This is a genomic window from Amycolatopsis anabasis, assembly GCF_009765355.1.
GTDB classification, from domain to species: Bacteria; Actinomycetota; Actinomycetes; order Mycobacteriales; family Pseudonocardiaceae; genus Amycolatopsis; species Amycolatopsis anabasis.
Map to the genome: position 1 here is coordinate 134,973 of NZ_VTHK01000018.1, position 18,111 is coordinate 153,083.

16 protein-coding genes and 1 pseudogene are annotated in these 18,111 nt (G+C 69.8%); 7 read left to right on the forward strand and 10 right to left on the reverse strand.

Translation table 11 applies throughout. The features are described 5' to 3' along the window. Positions 1-61: 61 nt before the first annotated feature. Complete coding sequence (locus FXO23_RS23945) at positions 62-1,651, reverse strand: M14 family zinc carboxypeptidase (protein WP_246257729.1); 1,590 nt, start codon at positions 1,649-1,651, stop codon at positions 62-64. Between the two features lie 298 nt (positions 1,652-1,949). Between FXO23_RS23945 and FXO23_RS23950 the strand changes: the two genes are divergently transcribed. Then, positions 1,950-3,485, forward strand: a complete 1,536-nt coding sequence (locus FXO23_RS23950) for a M48 family metallopeptidase (RefSeq protein WP_158887640.1) — start codon at positions 1,950-1,952, stop codon at positions 3,483-3,485. Positions 3,486-3,506: 21 nt separating this feature from the next. Next, positions 3,507-4,598, forward strand: a complete 1,092-nt coding sequence (locus tag FXO23_RS23955; protein WP_246257731.1) for a DUF4034 domain-containing protein — start codon at positions 3,507-3,509, stop codon at positions 4,596-4,598. A 46-nt stretch (positions 4,599-4,644) separates the two neighbouring features. Here FXO23_RS23955 and FXO23_RS23960 read toward each other — a convergent pair whose 3' ends face one another. Together FXO23_RS23960 and FXO23_RS23965 are read right to left on the reverse strand one after the other, a co-directional pair. Then, a complete protein-coding gene (locus FXO23_RS23960) occupies positions 4,645-5,712 on the reverse strand; it encodes an aspartate-semialdehyde dehydrogenase (RefSeq protein WP_158887641.1) in 1,068 nt (355 codons plus the stop codon). Continuing rightward, the gene (locus FXO23_RS23965; protein WP_158887642.1) at positions 5,712-6,977 is read right to left on the reverse strand and encodes an aspartate kinase; all 1,266 of its coding nucleotides are present in this window, start codon (positions 6,975-6,977) and stop codon (positions 5,712-5,714) included. Before FXO23_RS23965 ends, FXO23_RS23960 begins: the two co-directional genes overlap by 1 nt. Positions 6,978-7,138: 161 nt before the next feature. Here FXO23_RS23965 and FXO23_RS23970 point away from each other — a divergent pair, with 161 nt between their 5' ends. Next, entirely contained in the window at positions 7,139-7,741 is a 603-nt protein-coding gene (locus FXO23_RS23970) for a nitroreductase family protein (RefSeq protein WP_158887643.1), read from the forward strand. Between the two features lie 164 nt (positions 7,742-7,905). On the opposite strand, the gene FXO23_RS23975 is transcribed toward FXO23_RS23970, so the two are convergent. Both FXO23_RS23975 and FXO23_RS23980 read right to left on the reverse strand, forming a co-directional pair. Beyond that, positions 7,906-8,409: an ESX secretion-associated protein EspG gene (locus FXO23_RS23975; protein WP_158887644.1), complete on the reverse strand. Its 504-nt coding sequence runs from the start codon at positions 8,407-8,409 to the stop codon at positions 7,906-7,908. Between the two features lie 30 nt (positions 8,410-8,439). Continuing rightward, complete coding sequence (locus FXO23_RS23980) at positions 8,440-8,889, reverse strand: hypothetical protein (protein ID WP_158887645.1); 450 nt, start codon at positions 8,887-8,889, stop codon at positions 8,440-8,442. Between the two features lie 251 nt (positions 8,890-9,140). Between FXO23_RS23980 and leuA the strand changes: the two genes are divergently transcribed. From leuA to FXO23_RS23995, 3 genes are all read left to right on the forward strand, one after another. Then, entirely contained in the window at positions 9,141-10,931 is a 1,791-nt protein-coding gene (leuA, locus tag FXO23_RS23985; protein ID WP_179956857.1) for a 2-isopropylmalate synthase, read from the forward strand. 379 nt (positions 10,932-11,310) lie between these two features. Next, positions 11,311-12,213: a DUF5753 domain-containing protein gene (locus FXO23_RS23990; RefSeq protein WP_158887646.1), complete on the forward strand. Its 903-nt coding sequence runs from the start codon at positions 11,311-11,313 to the stop codon at positions 12,211-12,213. Then, positions 12,186-12,431: a DUF397 domain-containing protein gene (locus FXO23_RS23995; RefSeq protein ID WP_158887647.1), complete on the forward strand. Its 246-nt coding sequence runs from the start codon at positions 12,186-12,188 to the stop codon at positions 12,429-12,431. The genes FXO23_RS23990 and FXO23_RS23995 overlap by 28 nt, the downstream gene beginning before the upstream one ends. On the opposite strand, the gene FXO23_RS24000 is transcribed toward FXO23_RS23995, so the two are convergent. Continuing rightward, positions 12,412-13,320, reverse strand: coding sequence for a LysR family transcriptional regulator (locus FXO23_RS24000; protein WP_158887648.1), 909 nt, complete (start codon positions 13,318-13,320; stop codon positions 12,412-12,414). The genes FXO23_RS23995 and FXO23_RS24000 overlap by 20 nt on opposite strands. An 86-nt stretch (positions 13,321-13,406) precedes the next feature. Between FXO23_RS24000 and FXO23_RS24005 the strand changes: the two genes are divergently transcribed. Continuing rightward, on the forward strand, positions 13,407-14,429 hold the full coding sequence (locus tag FXO23_RS24005) for an EamA family transporter (protein ID WP_158887649.1): 1,023 nt from the start codon (positions 13,407-13,409) through the stop codon (positions 14,427-14,429). Positions 14,430-14,443: 14 nt separating this feature from the next. Here the strand turns inward: FXO23_RS24005 and FXO23_RS24010 are convergent. From FXO23_RS24010 to FXO23_RS24025, 4 genes and pseudogenes are all read right to left on the reverse strand, one after another. Further along, a pseudogene (locus tag FXO23_RS24010) lies at positions 14,444-14,869 on the reverse strand (DedA family protein); the annotation flags it as partial. Positions 14,870-14,999: 130 nt separating this feature from the next. Beyond that, positions 15,000-15,641 carry an SDR family oxidoreductase gene (locus tag FXO23_RS24015; RefSeq protein WP_158887650.1) on the reverse strand — a complete coding sequence of 214 codons (642 nt, stop codon included), beginning with the start codon at positions 15,639-15,641 and terminating at the stop codon, positions 15,000-15,002. A gap of 347 nt (positions 15,642-15,988) precedes the next feature. Then, positions 15,989-17,116 (reverse strand): ABC transporter ATP-binding protein, encoded by a 1,128-nt coding sequence (locus tag FXO23_RS24020; RefSeq protein WP_158887651.1) that lies wholly within the window; start codon positions 17,114-17,116, stop codon positions 15,989-15,991. Then, a complete protein-coding gene (locus FXO23_RS24025) occupies positions 17,113-18,111 on the reverse strand; it encodes an ABC transporter ATP-binding protein (protein WP_158887652.1) in 999 nt (332 codons plus the stop codon). Before FXO23_RS24025 ends, FXO23_RS24020 begins: the two co-directional genes overlap by 4 nt.

The following is an 18,111-nucleotide window of genomic DNA, read 5'->3' on the forward strand; positions in this document are numbered from 1 at the left end:
TCCTGCAGCCAGGACACCCGAAAAGGGCGGAACGCACAACCCGATTTACCGATCGAGTCCACTATGGACGGCAGCGGCCCAGGTCGACCTCGGCCACCGCCCCGCGCGCCACCACGACCGGCACCCGCTGCCGCCCGCAGCTCACCGTCCACGCCTCCCGGATATGCGTGGACAGGTACTGGCTCGGCCGCGGGGACGGGTTGACCTGCCAGTCGAACCGCCCGCCGGCGGGCACGGTCATCGTCGACCGCAGCGTCACCGGGAACGGTTCGACCAGCCCGCCCGCCCCCTGCACGGGCGAGGTGTCCAGGGTGAAACTCTTCTCCACGGTCAACTTCGCCCCGGCCGGCGCCCGGCCCCGGAGCACCGCGTGCCGGGCCGGATCCGCGGCCGCCTCCAGCGCGGTCAGGAACGCCGCCCGCGCGCTCGATCCGGGATAGGCGCCGGTGCCGAAGTACTGGTCGATCACGAACGGGTAGGGCGGGTGGAACCCGCGCCCGCCCGGGGTGTGCTCGAAGGTGAACGAGAACGTCCCCGCCGAGTAGTACGCCGTCTCCTCGGTCGTCCCGCTCGCGGGGTAGTAGATGTCCGGCCACGGCCCGGCCGGCCAGTTCAGGTCCTTGCCCAGCGCCTGGGCCAGCGCGTCGTACGGCGCCTCGTCGGCGGGCCGCGGTTCGTTCGGCGCGCTCGGCACCCGCAGCACCTTCGCGTCCGGGGTGTGGTTGCTGACCGCGACGGTGACCTGGTTCGCGGCCATCAGCTCGCGGATGTTCCGGATCTCCGGTTCGGAGAACGGCGCCGCGCCCCGGTAGTTGCTCGCCGTGGCCGCGACGCCCGCGCCCGGGCCGCCCCAGAAGGCGCCGTAGTTGCGGTTGAGGTCCACGCCCTTGTCGGCGTTCGCGGGATCCGCGCATTCGACCCAGGTCGGGATCCGGCCGTCGGCCACCCGGCAGTTCTTGCGCTTCTGCTCCTGCACCAGGCCGCGGGACAGGTCGAAACCGTCCGGGTTCACGATCGGCACGACGATCACCCGGGCCCGGTCCAGCAGCGAGGTGAGCCGCGGCTCCCGGCCGTCGTTCTGGAGCAGGTCCCAGGCGAATTCCATGGTCAGCTCGACGGTCGGCCACTCCCGCGAGTGGTGCAGGCCGGTCATGAGGAACACCGGCTTGCCCGGGTTCTCCCGGACCCGGTGCGAGATCTCCAGGCCCCAGATCTCCTGGCCCAGCAGCGACCGGTGCGGCAGCCGGAACCGCTTGACCTGCCCGGGATACGTGCGCGCGATCCGCTCGAGTTCGTTGTTCGTCTCGCTCAACGTCCGGTACGACACCCGGCCGGTCGGCAGCGGTGACGTGGCCAGTGCCCGCGCCCGGCCCTCTTCCTCGGCACGCGCGGCCCGGTTGCGCGCGGTCACGTCGGCGACCAGCACCTCGGGCAGGAAACCCGCGCCGCGCAGGCGGGTTTCGTCGGCGGCGCCGTGCAGCATCACGTTGACCGAACCCGCCCGGGCGTCCATCAGGTCCAGATCGAGCGCGACCAGCCGGTCCCGCGCGGCCCGGTCCGCCACCCGCACCTTGACGATGCTCACGCGGTCCGCGACCGGTTGCGCGGCGGCCGCCACCCCGGACGCGAGGAGCACGGCGACCAGCAGCATCGCCGGAAAACCCTTACGGTGCGGTCGCGAACCCGGACGGGACATGGGAATCCCTTCGCCCGCGCGCCGCAGCGCGCCGATCGGCCCCCGCAAGATCAGCGTCGCGTGCTGATCATCCCGAGTCAACCGGCCGATCGGCGCAGTCGCCTGGTCCGTTGATCATGGTGACGCAGGGCACGGCCGCGCGTCGCAACGCGCGGGGCTAAAAGCACGATAAGGAATTCGTTCCGCGGACAGATCAAGGCTATGGTGACCTCCGATGTCGGGGAGACGAGCCTTGGGGAGGCTTCACCCGATCATGCCGGTTTCCGTTCGCGCGGCCGTCGCGGTCGCGCTGCTCGCCGCGCTGCCCGCCTTGCCGGCCGGGCTGCTCGGCGGCCTGGCCGCCCTCGAGATCGTGGCGTTCACGCACTCGATTTTCCTTGGCGCCAAACTGTTCCTGCTCACCGTGCCGCTCGGTGTGGCCCTGGTGCGCGGCCTGTTCGCGCTGGAACGCCCGGTCGACGAACCGGTCAACGGCATCCCGGTCACCCCCGCCGCGCAACCGGAACTCTGGGCCCTGGTGACCCGGCTCGCCGGACAGGTCGGCACGCGGGCGCCGGACGAAATCCTGGTCACCGCCGAGGCGAACGCGTCGGTGACCGAGCAGACCCGCCTGCTCGGCCTGCGGGTCCTGCGCCGCCGGATGTTCATCGGCGCGCCGCTGCTCGCCGGGTTCACCGAACCCCAGCTCGCCGCGGTGCTCGCGCACGAACTCGCCCACTACGGCAACGCCGACACCCGGCTGGCCGGACTCACCTACCGCGCCCAGCGCGCGATGGTGCGCGCGATCGCGCACCTGGATCCCGGCCACTGGCTGCAACGCCTGGTCGGCAAGCTCTTCTTCGCCTACGCCAAGGTGTTCTTCCGGATTTCGAACGCCGTGTGCCGCCGCCAGGAACTCGCCGCCGACGAGGCCTCGGCCCGGATCGCCGGCCCCTGCGCCGCCGCGAGCGCGCTGCGCGAGGTGCCGGTGCTCGACACGGTCTGGCACCTGTTCCTGAACAACTACGCCACCCTCGGCTGGCGAGCCGGTTACCTGCCCGCCCGGTTCTTCGACGGTTTCGCCGCGATCCTCGCCGACCCCGAGATGCGCCCGAAACTGGCCGAGATCCGCGCCGATCCCGCCGACGACGCACCGTCGGCGTACGACTCGCATCCCCCGCTCGCCGCGCGCATCGCCGCGCTCGAGGCGTTGCCGCCCGGCCCGCCGCGGAACCTTCCCGACCGGCCCGCGCGCGAACTGCTGCGCGACGGCGAAGCGCTGCTGGACGCGGCCTTGCTGGACGGCCTGGTCGACGAGGCGCACGCGAAACACCGCGTCGGCTGGGCGGAACTCGTCCACCTCGGCTGCCGCGACCAGGCGCTGGACCCGGCCCGGGCACTCCTCGACGCCGCCGGGGCGGCGCTGGCGGGCCCGCCGACGCTGGGCACGCTCCTCGACGCACTGGACGCCGGGCGGCTCGTCGAGCTGTCCCCGCCGGACGCCCGGCCCGCCGAGGACGCGGGACCCCGCGCCCGCCGCGCGCTCGCCCGGTTGTCCGTCCGAACCGGACTGTCCACAGTGGTCACTTTGGCGCTCGCCGACGTGGGCGCGGCGCGCTGGGAGCTGTCCTGGTCCGCACCCGCCGAACCGGTGGTCGGGGCACCGTATGCGGCCGGACTGGAAGCCGCACTGGACGCCGCCGTCGCCGAAGAACCCGACACCTCGCCGCTGCGCGCGACGCTTGCTGCCGCGGGCGTCGGCCTCGACTACCGACCCACGCGCGAACCGGTCGCGACACCGGTCCGCTGAACGAAATCGGAGCCCCGTTCCATGGTCCTGTCCCTGCTGTTCAAACCCCGCGACCTCAAGGCCGTGCTGACCCTGATGCGCGCAGCCAAGCGCCGCGGGATCAGCGTGGAGGAACTCGGGGACGTCCTCACCCCGGCGGAGATGGCCGCGCTGGTGCTGCCGCCGAGCGGGGCCGAGAAGTTCGGCCTGGTGCCCGACGCCGAGGTCAGCGCGGATCCGTTCCTCGACGATCCCGCGCTGGACGCCGCGCGGGCCGGAGCCCGCGCCGGGGACTGGACGGCCGCGGCGCGGCTGCTCGCGGGCACCGGAACCGAATGGGACCGGCGGGCCCGGATCGTCGGCGAACTCGCCTCGGTCGCGGCCGACGACGACGGCTGGCTGCGGGCCTGGCGCGCGGCGCGGCCGGACGATCCGCACGCGGCGGTGGTGCACGCGGAATCGCTGGTGCGGCTGGCCTGGCAGATCCGCGGCGGCCAGACCGCCGACCGCACGACCGCGGCCCAGTTCAGCGGTTTCCACAGCGTGCTGGTCGAAGCGGAGAAGGCGGCCCGGCACGCCGTCGACCTGCTGCCCGCCGATCCGACCCCGTGGCTCAGCCTGGTGACCATGGCCCGCGGCCTGCAGCTCGGCCACGACCGGTTCGCCACGATCTGGCGGGGCCTGCTCGAACGCGCGCCGCACCACCGGCAGGGCCACGGCCAGGCGCTGCAGTACTGGTGCGCGAAGTGGGCGGGCTCGGCCGAGCGGATGTTCGCGTTCGCCGAGGAGGCCGCGGCCAAGTCCCCGGCCCTGCTGGGCCTGCCGCTGCAGGCCGCGCTCGAGCACCAGGGCGAGGACCGCGGCATCTGGAAGTCGGCAGGCACCCGGCGGGCGCTCGACGCGCTGCTGGAACGGCTCGCCGGGGAAGGCGCCGACGACGTGGCGCTGCGCTCGGACCGCGGCTTCGCCGCCTACGCCCTGGTCGAGAACAAGCGGTACCCCGAGGCCGTCGAGCAGTTCCGGATGCTCGGCGCCCGGGCCGACGCCGGACCGTGGTCGAGCTTCGAAGAACCCCGCCTGGTGTTCCTCACCACCCGGGCCACCGCCTGCCGCAAAGCCCGCCGCCGCTCGTGAACGTGCTGGGCCCCGAAAGTGCCGCCACTTTCGGGGCTCAGGCGGCCTAGGCGAACTCGGGAGCCAGCTGCTCGGCGACCTCGTAGGTGTTGAGCGCGGCGCCCTTGCGGAGATTGTCGCCGCAGACGAAGAAGTCCAGGGTGTTCGGGAAGTCCAGCGCCTGGCGCACCCGGCCCACATACGTCGGGTCGCCGCCGACGACATCGGCGGGCGTCGGGAACTTCCCGTTCTCCGGGTCGTCGACCAGCACGATCGACGGCTGCGCGGTGAACACCTTGTGCGCCGCCTCCACCGTCACCTCGCGCGCGAACGTCGCGTGCACGGCGAGCGAATGCGTGGTCACCACCGGCACCCGCACGCAGGTCGCCGAGACCTTCAGCCCCGGGATGCCGAGGATCTTGCGGGATTCGTTGCGCACCTTGAGTTCTTCGGAGAACCAGCCGTCGCCCTTGTACGAGCCCGCGGACGGCACCACGTTGAACGCCAGCGGCGTACCGGCGAACGGACTGTCCGAAAGGGACAGACCGGCGGCCTCGAGCGCTTCGCGGACGTCCCCGGCGCGCGCGCCGAGCCCCTTGCCCGCGGTCGCGTCCAGCTCCGCGTAGAGGCGGTCGATGCCGCCCTGACCGGCGCCGGAAGCCGCCTGGTAGGAGGCGACCACCAGCTCGGTCAGCTCGAACTCGCGGTGCAGCGCGCCCAGCGCCGCCATCATCGACAGCGTGGTGCAGTTCGGGTTCGCGATGATCCCCTTCGGACGGTCGGCGACGGAGTCCGCGTTGACCTCGGGCACCACCAGCGGCACCTGGTCGTCCATCCGGAACGCGCCGGAGTTGTCCACCGCCACCGCGCCGCGCGCGGCGGCGATCGGCGCCCATTCGGCGGAGATCTCGTCCGGGACGTCGAACATCGCCACGTCCACCCCGTCGAACGCCTCCGGCGACAGCGCGACGACGGTCAGCTCCTCACCCCGCACGGTGATCTTCTTCCCGGCCGAACGCGGCGACGCGATGAGCCGGATCTCGCCCCACGGCACGGTTTCCCGGCCGTTGATGATGTCGATCATGACGGTGCCGACCGCGCCGGTCGCGCCGACCAGAGCCAGTGTTGGTGCCATCAGCGACCACTCCCCGCGTAGACGACGGCCTCTTCATCGCCGCCGAGTTCGAATGCCTCGTGGATCGCGCGCACCGCGTCGTCCAGCTGCGCGTCCCGGATCAGGACCGAGATCCGGATCTCCGAGGTGTTGATGATCTCGATGTTCACGCCCGACTGGGCGAGCGCCTCGCAGAACGTGGCGGTGACCCCGGGGTGCGACCGCATTCCCGCGCCCACCAGGGAGACCTTGCCCACGTGGTCGTCGTAGAGGACGGAGGTGAACCCGATGTCGTCCTTGATCTTCTCCAGTTCCTCCACCGCCTTCGGCCCGTTGGCCTTGGACAGCGTGAACGTGATGTCGGTGCGCCCGGACTCGGTGCTGGAGATGTTCTGCAGCACCATGTCGATGTCGATCTCGGCGTCCGCGACCACGCGGAAGATCCGGGCCGCGGCGCCGGCGTGGTCCGGCACCCCGGTCACCGTGATCTTGGCTTCGGATCGGTCGTGCGCCACACCGGTGATCAGCGCTTGTTCCACGGGGATCTCCTCAATCGAGCCGGCGACGGTGGTGCCCGGCTTGTCGCTGTAGGACGAACGGACGCGAATCGGTACGCCATAACGGCGCGCGTACTCGACCGAACGCAGGTGCAGGATCTTCGACCCGCTCGCGGCCAGCTCCAGCATCTCCTCGTACGGGATCGTGTCCAGCTTGCGCGCGTTGGAGACGATCCGGGGATCGGCGGTGTACACACCGTCCACATCGGAATAGATCTCGCACACGTCGGCGTTCAGCGCGGCGGCCAGCGCCACCGCGGTGGTGTCCGAACCACCGCGGCCGAGCGTGGTGATGTCCTTGGTGTCCTGCGCGACGCCCTGGAAACCGGCCACCAGCGCCACATACCCCTGTTCCAGCGCCTCGGTGACCCGGCTCGGCGTGACGTCGATGATCCGCGCGTTGCCGTGCACCGAGGTCGTCACCACCCCGGCCTGCGAACCGGTGAACGACCACGCTTCGGCGCCGAGCGACGAGATCGCCATCGCGACCAGCGCGTTGGAGATGCGCTCACCCGCGGTGAGCAGCATGTCCATTTCCCGCTCGGGCGGCACCGGATTCACCTGTTCGGCGAGATCCAGCAATTCGTCGGTGGTATCACCCATCGCGGAGCAGACCACCACGACATCGTTGCCGGCCTTCTTCGTCGCGACGATCCGTTCGGCCACGCGCTTGATCCGGTCAGCGCTCTCCAACGACGAACCGCCGTACTTCTGGACTACGAGCGCCACTTCGCCCGAACCTCCTAGCCGGAACGAGGTCGGCCCTCGCGAGTCCGAGAGCCCCCGCGTCCCACTTTTGCGGTGAAGCCTACCGGGGGCGCGTCAAACGGCCACCCCTTTGTGTGGTCCCGACCACTTCCGGCGTAATCGTTGCCTGGCATTATGCGGCGATGGCCGAGTTACCACGCAAGCCCGCCGAGACCAGCGTCCCGGTGGAAAACACCATCGCCGAACGCTGGAGCCCGCGAGCATTCGACGAGGGCGCGGCGGTGAGTGACCGCACAGTGCGCGCGTTGCTGGAAGCCGCCCGCTGGGCGCCGTCGTTCGGCAACACGCAACCCGCCCGCTACCTCGTGGGCCGCCGCGGCGACGGCACGTTCGAACGCATCCTGGGCACGCTCAACCCGGGCAACCAGGCCTGGGCGCACCGGGCCGCGGTGCTGCTGATCGGCGTAATGGTGACCCGCAACGAGAAGGGGGAAATCCCCTATGCGGAGTACGGACTCGGCCTGGCGAGCCAGAACCTGGTGCTGCAGGCGGTGGCCGAAGGCCTGGCCGCGCACCAGATGGCCGGGTTCAGCGCGGACGCCGTGCGCGCCGAATTCGCCCTGCCGGACGATGCGGTGCCGAAGGTCGCGATCGCCGTCGGCGCGCAGGCCCCGGCGGAGGTTCTGGGCGACGAACGCGGTGTCGCCCGCGAACTCGCGCCCCGTTCCCGGCTGCCGCTCGCCGATTTCGCGTTCACCGATTCGTGGACCAATCCCGCCTTCTGACCCGGACTTCCGGAATTGCCCAGCCCGAAAGTGGCAGCACTTTCTGCGCCGAATGCCGTACCCGGCGGGCAATTCGCCGCCGAAAGTCCTGCGCGAGGCTAAAGACTTTCGTCATCGAGTCGCGTGGTCCCGATTGGCGCGAGATCGAAATTCGAGTCGCCCGCTCAGCGGGCGAGGGCCTCAGTGGTCTGGTCGGAGAGCCAGCGTTCGATGTCGGAGCCGTCGGCCGGGACGAACGTGCGCTGCCTGCTCCCGTCGGGCCGCACGGTCGTGGTCACCATGAACCGGCCCTCGGCGGTGTCGAAGAACTGCACCCCGCCGCGATCGGTGAGCTGGCCGTCCTGCCCGCGCACCGACAGCTCGAAGCTGCCGAACCGCTCGATCGGCCAGGACAGGAACTCGCGCATCGGGTCCACCACGTCGTCGGCCATCGGCCGGGCCTCGCACGGCACCGGCCCGAGCTCCGGCAGCTCGGCGAGCACGCGGCCGATCAGCGACTCGGCCGCGCACACCTCGAACACGACCCGCTCGCCCGCCTCCCCGGCGAGCACCCCGAGGCCGCCCGCGGCCATCGCGCGGTACCGCAGGTCGCCCTGGCCGGTGGTGTGACTGGACCGGCCGACGATCAGCACCTCGGGCCGCGCCCACACGCGTAACGCACTCTGCACCCTGAGCAACCTAGTGGACGCGGAGATCCGCTAGGAGGTCGCGCCGCCGACCCGGCGGATGATGCGCGCCAGGATGGCCGACACGATGAGCCAGAACAGCGCGGCGATGCCGTAGTTCACCAGCACCCGGAGCTTGACGTCGTCCGGGGTGAACAGGTCCTTGAACCCGATCGACAGCCCGTCCGCCCAGCTGGAGATCCAGGACACGATCCCGTTCTCGGTGTTCGCCTCGCCGATCACGAAGATCACGTGCAGCACGAGGATGGCGGCGAAGATCAGGCCGACCCAGCGGACCAGCGAGGCCAGGAAGACGGCCACCTTGCCGGCGAACGCCCGCCAGTCCACGGCCGCGGCGCGCCTGCTGGTGCGGGGCGGCTCCCGATCTTCCTCGGGACTCTTCGACGAGGACGTGACCGGCGGGAGCGCCTGCGTGGCGTCATCCCGGTTTTTCTTGTCAGTTCTCTCGGCGTGTTCGCCCATGCCGGGCAGTCTGGCACGTCTTGCACCCGAATGCTACGGGCGAGTAACCCGGGAGGACCAGCGCACGTAACAGTTCGATCGCGACGCTGGGTTTCCCATCGCGGGGATGCGTGGTTAAAGTGGGTGACGTGGCACGCGCTCTCCTGCTTCGCTGCCGCGACGGGGCCTGATCGGACCGGCCCCCCGTCGCGGGGCTTCGTGATGCCGCCGGTCGACAGCCGACCCTTTCCCTGGCAGGAGACCTTCCCAGCATGACCACTTCGGACGTATCGCCCGCTGCGACCAGCCGCATCCGCACGCCGTCGCGGCCCGCCCCCGACGGCCAGGCCGCCTGGAACCCCCAGCGCGGCACCTCGATGCCGGTGCACCGCTACCGCCCCTGGTACCAGCTCGTCGAGAACATCGAACTGCCCGACCGCACCTGGCCGGACCGCCGCATCGAGCGCGCGCCGCTGTGGTGCGCGGTCGACCTGCGCGACGGCAACCAGGCCCTGATCGACCCGATGTCCCCGGCCCGCAAGCGCAAGTTCTTCGACCTGCTGGTGCGGATGGGGTACAAGGAGATCGAGGTCGGCTTCCCGGCCGCGAGCCAGACCGACTTCGACTTCGTCCGCGAGATCATCGACGAGGGCGCGATCCCGGACGACGTGCACATCCAGGTGCTGACCCAGTGCCGCCCCGAGCTGATCGAACGCACGTTCCAGGCGCTGGAGGGCGCCCCGCGCGCGATCGTGCACATCTACAACTCGACCTCGATCCTGCAGCGCCGGGTGGTGTTCCGCGAGGAGCGCGAGGGGATCAAGAAGATCGCCCTGCAGGCCGCCGACCTGGTGGTCGAGTACGCCGCGAAGTACTCCGACACCGACTTCCGCTTCCAGTACTCGCCGGAGTCCTACACCGGCACCGAGTTGAGCTACGCCGCCGAGGTGTGCAACGCGGTCACCGACATCTGGCAGCCGACCCCGGACCGCCCGGTGATCCTGAACCTCCCGGCCACGGTCGAGATGGCCACCTCGAACGTGTACGCGGATTCCATCGAATGGATGAACCGGAACCTGGAGCGCCGGGACGGGGTGATCCTGTCGCTGCACCCGCACAACGACCGCGGCACCGGGGTCGCCGCCGCCGAACTGGGCTACCAGGCGGGTGCGGACCGGATCGAGGGCTGCCTGTTCGGCAACGGCGAGCGCACCGGGAACGTCGACCTGGTCGCGCTGGGCATGAACCTGTACAGCCAGGGCATCGACCCGCAGATCGACTTCTCGGACATGGACGAGATCAAGCGGACCGTCGAGTACTGCAACCAGCTGCCGGTGCACGAGCGCAGCCCGTGGGGCGGGGACCTGGTGTTCACCGCGTTCTCGGGCAGCCACCAGGACGCGATCAACAAGGGCCTGGACGCGCTGCAGCGCGAGGCGGACAAAGCCGGGGTGCCGATTTCCGAGTACCCGTGGGAGGTGCCGTACCTGCCGATCGACCCGAAGGACGTCGGCCGGAACTACGAGGCCGTGATCCGGGTGAACTCGCAGTCCGGCAAGGGCGGCGTGGCCTACATCATGAAGAGCGAGCACCAGCTCGACCTGCCGCGGCGCCTGCAGATCGAGTTCTCGCAGGTCATCCAGCGGCACACGGACACCGCGGGCGGCGAGGTCGACCCGGCGACCATGTGGAACGCGTTCGCCGCGGAGTACCTGGAGCCGCGGGTCCCGCTGGAGCTGGTGCGCCAGCACGTGACCGACAACGGCGGCGGCGAGTACGCGATCGCCGCGACGGTCCGGGTGGACGGCGACGAGCACGACATCACCGGCACCGGCAACGGGCCGATCGCCTCGTTCTTCGACGCACTGTCCACTGTGGGCTTCGACTTGCGGCTCCTGGACTACAGCGAGCACACGCTCACCCCGGGCGACGACGCGAAGGCGGCCTCGTACATCGAGTGCGCCATCGGCGACCGGGTGTTCTGGGGCATCGGCATCGACCCGTCGATCGTGACGGCGTCCCTGCGCGCGGTGGTGTCCGCGGTGAACCGCTCGCACCGGTAGTCGTGTCCCGCTCGCATACCGCGCGGGCAGAACGCGCGGTATGCGAGCGGACGACTCCGCGCGAATCCCCTTTCCGGTCGACGAAATCCACGCTCGGGCAAGCGAATTGCACGTTCGCGCAAGCGAAATACACATTCGGGCACGCGAACCGCACCTCCACGCACGGATCCCGGGGGGCGGCCCACGCCCCCGAGCCTCAGCTCAGGCCCGGAAGCTGCCTCCGGTGTGCAATTCGCCTACCCGAACGTGCAACTCGCTTACCTGAGTGTTGAACTCGCGGGCTGGCTTGGTTTCGGGGTGGAGAACACGCGCATCCTTTGCGGTGAAGGTCCGCGCGGTGACTCCACCCCGCCGACCCGCCGCTCTACCGTGGCGTGTCATGAGGACCACACCGTTCGAGTCGACCGCGCGAGGCCGCGAAATCGGCTACTTCTTGAGACAACTGCGCGAGACGACGACCGACCTGTCCACCATCAAGATGGCCGACAAGCTCGCCTGGCCGAAGAGCAAGCTGTCCAGGGTGGAGCTGGGAAAGTTCCGAACGTCCGATGTGGACGTTGCGACCTACTTGGCCTCCTTCGGGCAAGTGGTCCGCGAGGATTTCAAACGAATGCTGCAACTCGCCCGCGAGCCCGAAACCGACTACTGGGTTCGCCCGCACAGGCCGGATATGCCGCAGGAGTTGCGATCGCTGATCGTGGCGGAGACCACCGCCAGCTCGATCGCCAGCTACCACCCGCTGACCGTGCCGGGGCTCTTGCAGACCGAGCAGTACATGCGGGAACTCTTCAAATGGAGCACGAAGTTCTCGCCAGAAGAGATCGAACTGCGAGTGCAAGCAAGGCTTGCCCGGCAAAAGTTGTTGCGCGGGCTGCATGGGCCGGAATGCACCTTCTTCATCCACGAGCGCGCACTCAACATGGTGGTGGGCAGTCCTGGTCTGATGAATGAGCAGCTTCTCCATCTGGTATTCGCGGATTCGCTGCCGCGCTGCTCCATTCGAGTGGTTCTGGATGAGGCTGGGCCCATGGGTGCGCTGGGCCCGATGTTCGGCTATATGAGGTATGCCGAGCATCCACCGGCTGTATACACGGAAACCCATGTCGCGACGCTGTTCTTGGAGAAGCGCGAGGATCTCGCCTCCTACCGCGAGGTTCTGGCGGTGCTCGCTCGGTATGCCCTGAAAGAGGCACAATCGCGGGGGTGGATTGCTCACCGAGCAAGCACCTTCGATCGAGTGGAGGCCTCGACCCTATGCCCACCCGCGAACGGACCGGACTGACCTGGCACAAGAGCAGCTACAGCGACAACCCCAACGGCGACTGCGTCGAAGTGGGCTGGCGCAAGAGCACCTACAGCATCAATCCCAACGGGGATTGTGTCGAGGTCACCGCCATCGCGGATGCGGTGGCGGTGCGGGATTCGAAGGATCCGGCGGGTGGGTGGTTAGAGATCGAACCGAGTGCGTGGGGAGTGTTCGTCAGTCGCATGAAGGGGTGACCGCGGCGGCTTCCGCCTGAAGGGCCGCCAATACCGTCGCCACGGCGGGGCGGGCAGAGGAGCCGGTGCGGAGCACCGCTTCCACATGCCTCGCGGCGCGGATTCCGGCGAGGGGGCGGCGGACCAGCAGGTCCGCGTTCTTGATCGCGTAGCGCGGGAGCAGCGCGATGCCGTGGCCGTGGGCGACCAGGGCCTCGATGATCCGGAAATCATTGATCCGGTGCACCACCTGCGGGCGCACGCCGGTGCGAATGGCCAGCGAGCGCAGCACGTCGTCCACCGGGAAGCCGACGTCGACGCCGATCCAGCGTTCGCTGGCGAGTTCGGTGAGGTCGATGCGGTCGTGGTCGGCCAGGTGGTGACCCGGCGGCAGGGCGACATCGAGGGGTTCGCGCAGCAGGTGCACGACTTCCAGGCGATCGGCGGGGAACGGTTCCGCGTGCTCGTCGCGGTGGGTGACCACCACGTCGAAATCCGCGACCAGGCCGGGGACCTCCGGCGGGGTCATGTCGATATCCCGGATGTCCACCTCGAGTTCGCCGAATTCGGCCAGGCGGGCGAGCAGGCCGGGGAGCAGCATCAACGCGCCGGACGGAAATATGGCCACGCGGACGCGGCCCTTCGGTGCGCTGCGGTAAGTGTCCAATTCGGACTCCGCACGTTCGAGGGCGGCGAGGACCTCGTCGGCGCGGACGACCAGTGCACGACCGGCATCCGTGAGCCGCAGGCCGCGGCCCGCGGGTTCGGTGAGCTGGAGGCCGACCTCCGCCTGCAGCGCGCGCAACTGCTGGGACACCGCCGACGGCGTGCAGTGCAGGGCCTGGGCCGCGGCGGTGACGCTGCCGCGGTCGGCGAACTCGCGCAGGGTGCGCAGCCGTCCGATGTCCACCCGACCATCCTATGTGAAGCTCAGCTACAAGATCCTTGCAGGTTTTCTCGCTGGTCCTTCACGATCGACTCCCCCAGAGTGGAGGCATGCCCACCCGCGATCGCCTGCTGGCCGTGCTCGTCGCCGTCCTCTGGGGCTGCAACTTCCTCGCCATCCACGCGATGCTCGGGCAGTTCCCGCCGCTGTTCGCCGCCGCACTGCGGTTCGCGGTGATCGCGATCCCGACCATCCTCTTCGTGCCGTGGCCGGGGGTGAAGATCCGCTGGCTGATCGGGTACGGGCTCGGGTTCGGCACGCTCCAGTTCGCGTTCCTGTTCATCGCGCTGGACAACGGCATGCCGACCGGGCTCGCTTCGCTCGTGCTCCAGGCATCCGCGCCGTTCACCGTGCTGCTCGGCGCGGTGCTGCTGAAGGAAAGGGTCTCACCGCGACAGCTCGTCGGCATCCTGCTCGCGGTCGGCGGGATGGCGGTCATCGCCTGGCAGCAGGCCGACCACGCGGCCCTGCTTCCCGTGGTGCTCACCCTGCTCGGCGCGCTGAGCTGGGCGGTCGGCAACCTCAGCTCGCGGCAGGCGAAACCGGCGAACGCGCTGCACTTCACGCTCTGGATGTCGGTGGTGCCGCCGCTGCCGATGTTCGCGCTGTCGCTGGTGGTCGAAGGACCGGCGGCGCAGTGGCACTCCTTGTATACAATCGGTATGCAGCAGGGATGGATCGGGATCGCCGGGCTGGTCTACGTGGTGCTGATCGGGACGATCGCCGGATCCGGGATCTGGACGACCCTGATGAACCGCAACCCGGCCGGGGTCGTGGCGCCGTTCTCCTTGCTGGTGCCGGTGGTCGGGATGTCGACCGCGTACCTGTTCCTGGACGAGCGGCCGACGCTGATCGAAATCCTCGCCGGGCTGGTCGTGGTCGGCGGCGTCCTCCTGGGCTCGCTTCAGCGGCGGGCTTCGGCGGTTTCCCCGGCGGCGGGCTCGTCCTCGTCCTCGCGGGGAGCCATGCGCTTCTTGACCACGAGGGTGACCACCAAACCCACGGCCACGGCGACGAGCAAGCCGATCCAGGAGAACCGGGACAACCACTTCTCGGCCACCACGCCGAGGTAGTACACGGCCGCCGTGGTGCCGCCCGCCCAGACGATCCCGCCGAGCGCGTTGGCGACCAGGAACCGGCCGTACGGCATGTGCAGGGATCCCGCGAGCGGACCCGCGAGAATGCGCAGCAACGCGATGAACCGGCCGAAGAACACCGCCCATACCCCGCGTTTTTCGAACAGCGCGCGGGCCTTGCCGATATGTTTCGGGCCGAAATGTTTGGGGAATTTCCGGCCCGCCCAGGCGAACAGCCGATGGCCGCCCTTGCGGCCGATGAGGTACCCGATGCTGTCGCCGACAATGGCGCCGCCGCTGGCGCAGATCCCGATCCACAGCGGGCTCAGGCCACCGTGCTGGGAGGCCAGCAAAGCGGCGCTGACCAGCACGATCTCACCGGGCAGCGGGATGCCGAGGCTTTCGCACCCGATCACCAGGCCCACGATGAGATACACCGAGAGTGGCGGAATCGTTTCCAGCCATTGGTCGATGTGCAATTCCTGCCCCTTGCTGCGCCGTTGTCCCCGATGTCCGGTTTATTGAAGTTACCGGCTTTGTCGCAGGGTATCGCAGGAAAGGGCGGGCTCAGCTAACCGAGGCGAGTGCGCTGCTGACCGGAATTTCGCCGGTGACCACGTCGAATCCGCGGTTCTCGGTACGCGGTTCGTGCAGCGAGGCGGCCAGCACCGCGGCCACGTCCGGGCGGGGCACGCGGCCGGGTTCGAGGTGCCCGGCGATGCGGACGCGGCCGGTCGGCGGCTCGTCGGTCAGGGTGCCGGGGCGCACCAGCGTCCAGATCAGGCTGGACCGCTGGAGCGCGATGTCGGAGACCTGCTTCGCCAGCAGGATCGACCGGACCAGCCGGTCGCCCTGGTCCGGAGCGTCGGCGAACTGCGCGGAGAGCTGGACGAACCGGGGCACGCCCGCGCGCTCGGCTGCCTCGACGGCGGCGATCGAACCGTCGCGGTCAACCAGGTTCACCGCGGACGGATCGGGATCGGCCGCGCCCGCTGTGTTGATCACCGCGTCAGCGCCGGTGAACGCCTCGAGCAGCGCGTCGGCGCCCGAGGCCAGGTCCGCGAGCACCGGCGTCGCGCCGAAGCGGGCGACCTCCGCGCCGCGGTCGCGGCTGCGCAACCCGGCACGCACGGTATGCCCGTGGCGCATCAGCAGGCGGACGACGTGAATCCCGGTGCGCCCCGAAGCGCCGAGCACGGTGACCAGCATGCGCGTCTCCCCCGCCAGCCAGTGGCGGAGCCCCTGCGCACCGCCGACCCGCCTCGATCCTGCCGTGTCGGCGGCCCGCGCGCACCTGCCGACCGGCGGAAACCACGCCGTCGGGGTCGTGAGTGTTCAGGCCGGTCAAGTAAGGGAACCAAGTGCTGGGTCGTGAGTGTTCCAGCCGGTTAGAACCGGTCCAAACACTCACGACCCCCAACACCCGGCCACCTCACCGGAGTCCCGCGAAGCCAGCCTGGCCCCCGGAAATGTCGGTGCCACGCGCTACCGTTGAATCAAGGGGTCCCCCTAGCCGCATGAACGGACCGTTCGTGCGGAGGGCGTTGGTGCGGGGGTCAGCTTTCCAGCAGTTCCTCCACCGAGGACGCGCCCGCGGGCACGGCGTCCAGGTCGAGGCCGCCGTCGGCCGCGACCAGTTCCGCGGTGACCTCGTGCGGTTTGATCAGGCCGTCCCGGATCTGCTCCGCGTAGTGGCACGCCACCCGGTGCCCGGAGCCGATCTCGCGCAGCGCGGGCCGCTCGTCGTCGCACCGGGTCTCCTGCCGCCACGGGCAGCGGGTGTGGAACCGGCAACCGCTCGGCGGCCGGGCCGGGGAGGGCAGGTCCCCGGCGAGCAGGATCTGCTCGCGCGAGTCCTCGACCTCCGGGTCCGGCACCGGGATCGCCGAAAGCAGCGCGCGGGTGTACGGGTGCAGCGGCTCCTCGTAGAGGGTGTCCGAATCGGCTTCCTCGACCATCGAGCCCAGGTACATCACGCCGATCCGGTCCGAGATGTGCCGCACCACGGCCAGGTCGTGCGCGATGACCAGGTAGGTCAGCCCGAACTCGTCCTGCAGTTCCTCGAGCAGGTTGATCACCTGGGCCTGCACCGACACGTCCAGCGCGGACACCGGTTCGTCGGCCACGATCAGATCCGGTTCGACCGCGAGCGCGCGGGCGATCCCGATCCGCTGGCGCTGGCCGCCGGAGAACTCGTGCGGATACTTCCGCAGCACGGTTTCCGGCAGGCCGACCGCGGAAAGCAACTCGTTGAGCCGTTTCCGGGTCTGCTCCTTGTTCAGGTCCAGGCCGTGCGCCCGCATGCCCTCGACCAGAATGGACTCCACCGACTGGCGCGGGTCCAAACTGGACAGCGGATCCTGGAACACCATCTGCATGCGGCGGCGCATCCGGCGCAGTTCCTCGCCTTTCAGCGTGGACAGGTCGATGCCGTCGAACACGACCCGCCCGCCGGTCGGCTCGACCAGCCGCAGCAGGCCCCGGCCCAGCGTGGTCTTGCCGCAGCCGGATTCGCCGACCAGGCCGTAGGTCTCGCCGCGCCGGATCTCCAGGTCCACCCCGTCGACCGCGTAGACGTGGCCGACGGTCCGGTCCAGGATGATCCCGCGCTTGATCGGGAAGTGCACCTTGATGTCCTCGACGGACACCAGCACGTCCTTTGTGGACTTCTGTTCCTCGGTCACGCCCCTGCCCCCTCCTTCACCGCGGCGGCCGGTTCGACCGGGTTGTGGCAGCGCAGCATGCCACCGCCGTCCGGCACGAGTTCCGGCGACTCCTGGCGGCAGACATCCAGCGCGTTCGGGCACCGCGGCGCGAACGCGCAACCACCGGTCCACGGGATGTTGTCCGCGACGGATCCCTTGATCGGCACCAGTTTCTCCCCCCGCGGCGCGTCCAGCCGCGGGATCGACGCGAGCAGCCCGTGGGTGTACGGGTGCCGGGAACGGGCGAACAACTCGTGCCGCTCGGCGCGTTCCACGATCCGGCCGCCGTACATCACGTTCACCTGGTCGCACAGCCCGGCGACCACGCCGAGGTCGTGCGTGATCATGATCAGCGCGGTGTCCGTGCCCGCGACCAGTTCGGACAGCAGGTTCAGGATCTGCGCCTGGATGGTCACGTCCAGCGCGGTGGTCGGCTCGTCCGCGATGAGCAGCCGCGGGCGGCAGGCGAGCGCGATGGCGATCAGCGCGCGCTGGCGCATCCCGCCGGAGATCTGGTGCGGGTACTCCGAAATCCGGCGTGCCGGGTCCGGGATGCCGACCTTGTTCAGCAGGGTGATCGCCTCGGCGGTGGCCGCCTTGCGGGTCATCCCGCGGTGGCGCTCCAGCACCTCGGTGACCTGCAGCCCGATCGGGATGACCGGGTTCAGCGAGGACAGCGGGTCCTGGAACACCATGCCCAGCTCGCGGCCACGGCGATCGCGCATTTCCTTGTCGGACAAGGAAAGCAGGTCCTCGCCCTCGAACTTCACGGAACCGGTGACCTGGGCGCCCCGGGCCGGGAGCAGGCCCATGATCGCCAGCGAGGTGACCGATTTCCCGCAGCCGGATTCGCCGACCAGCCCGACCGTCTGGCCGGGTTCGACGTCGAAACTCACCCCGTCCACCGCGGTGAACGCCTTCTCGCCACGGCGTTTGAACACGACGCTGAGGTCGCGCACTTCGAGCAGTGCCAT

Excerpts from the sequence above, each read along its gene's own strand:
- FXO23_RS23945 (WP_246257729.1), bottom strand. The coding sequence starts at position 1,651 with ATGCTGCTGGTCGCCGTGCTCCTCGCGTCCGGGGTGGCGGCCGCCGCG.
- leuA (WP_179956857.1), top strand. The coding sequence starts at position 9,141 with ATGACCACTTCGGACGTATCGCCCGCTGCGACCAGCCGCATCCGCACG.
- FXO23_RS24005 (WP_158887649.1), top strand. The coding sequence starts at position 13,407 with ATGCCCACCCGCGATCGCCTGCTGGCCGTGCTCGTCGCCGTCCTCTGG.
- FXO23_RS23955 (WP_246257731.1), top strand. The coding sequence starts at position 3,507 with ATGGTCCTGTCCCTGCTGTTCAAACCCCGCGACCTCAAGGCCGTGCTG.
- FXO23_RS23970 (WP_158887643.1), top strand. The coding sequence starts at position 7,139 with ATGGCCGAGTTACCACGCAAGCCCGCCGAGACCAGCGTCCCGGTGGAA.
- FXO23_RS24015 (WP_158887650.1), bottom strand. The coding sequence starts at position 15,641 with ATGCTGGTCACCGTGCTCGGCGCTTCGGGGCGCACCGGGATTCACGTC.
- FXO23_RS23960 (WP_158887641.1), bottom strand. The coding sequence starts at position 5,712 with ATGGCACCAACACTGGCTCTGGTCGGCGCGACCGGCGCGGTCGGCACC.
- FXO23_RS24025 (WP_158887652.1), bottom strand. The coding sequence starts at position 18,111 with ATGGCACTGCTCGAAGTGCGCGACCTCAGCGTCGTGTTCAAACGCCGT.
- FXO23_RS23995 (WP_158887647.1), top strand. The coding sequence starts at position 12,186 with ATGCCCACCCGCGAACGGACCGGACTGACCTGGCACAAGAGCAGCTAC.
- FXO23_RS23950 (WP_158887640.1), top strand. The coding sequence starts at position 1,950 with ATGCCGGTTTCCGTTCGCGCGGCCGTCGCGGTCGCGCTGCTCGCCGCG.
- FXO23_RS23990 (WP_158887646.1), top strand. The coding sequence starts at position 11,311 with ATGAGGACCACACCGTTCGAGTCGACCGCGCGAGGCCGCGAAATCGGC.
- FXO23_RS23980 (WP_158887645.1), bottom strand. The coding sequence starts at position 8,889 with ATGGGCGAACACGCCGAGAGAACTGACAAGAAAAACCGGGATGACGCC.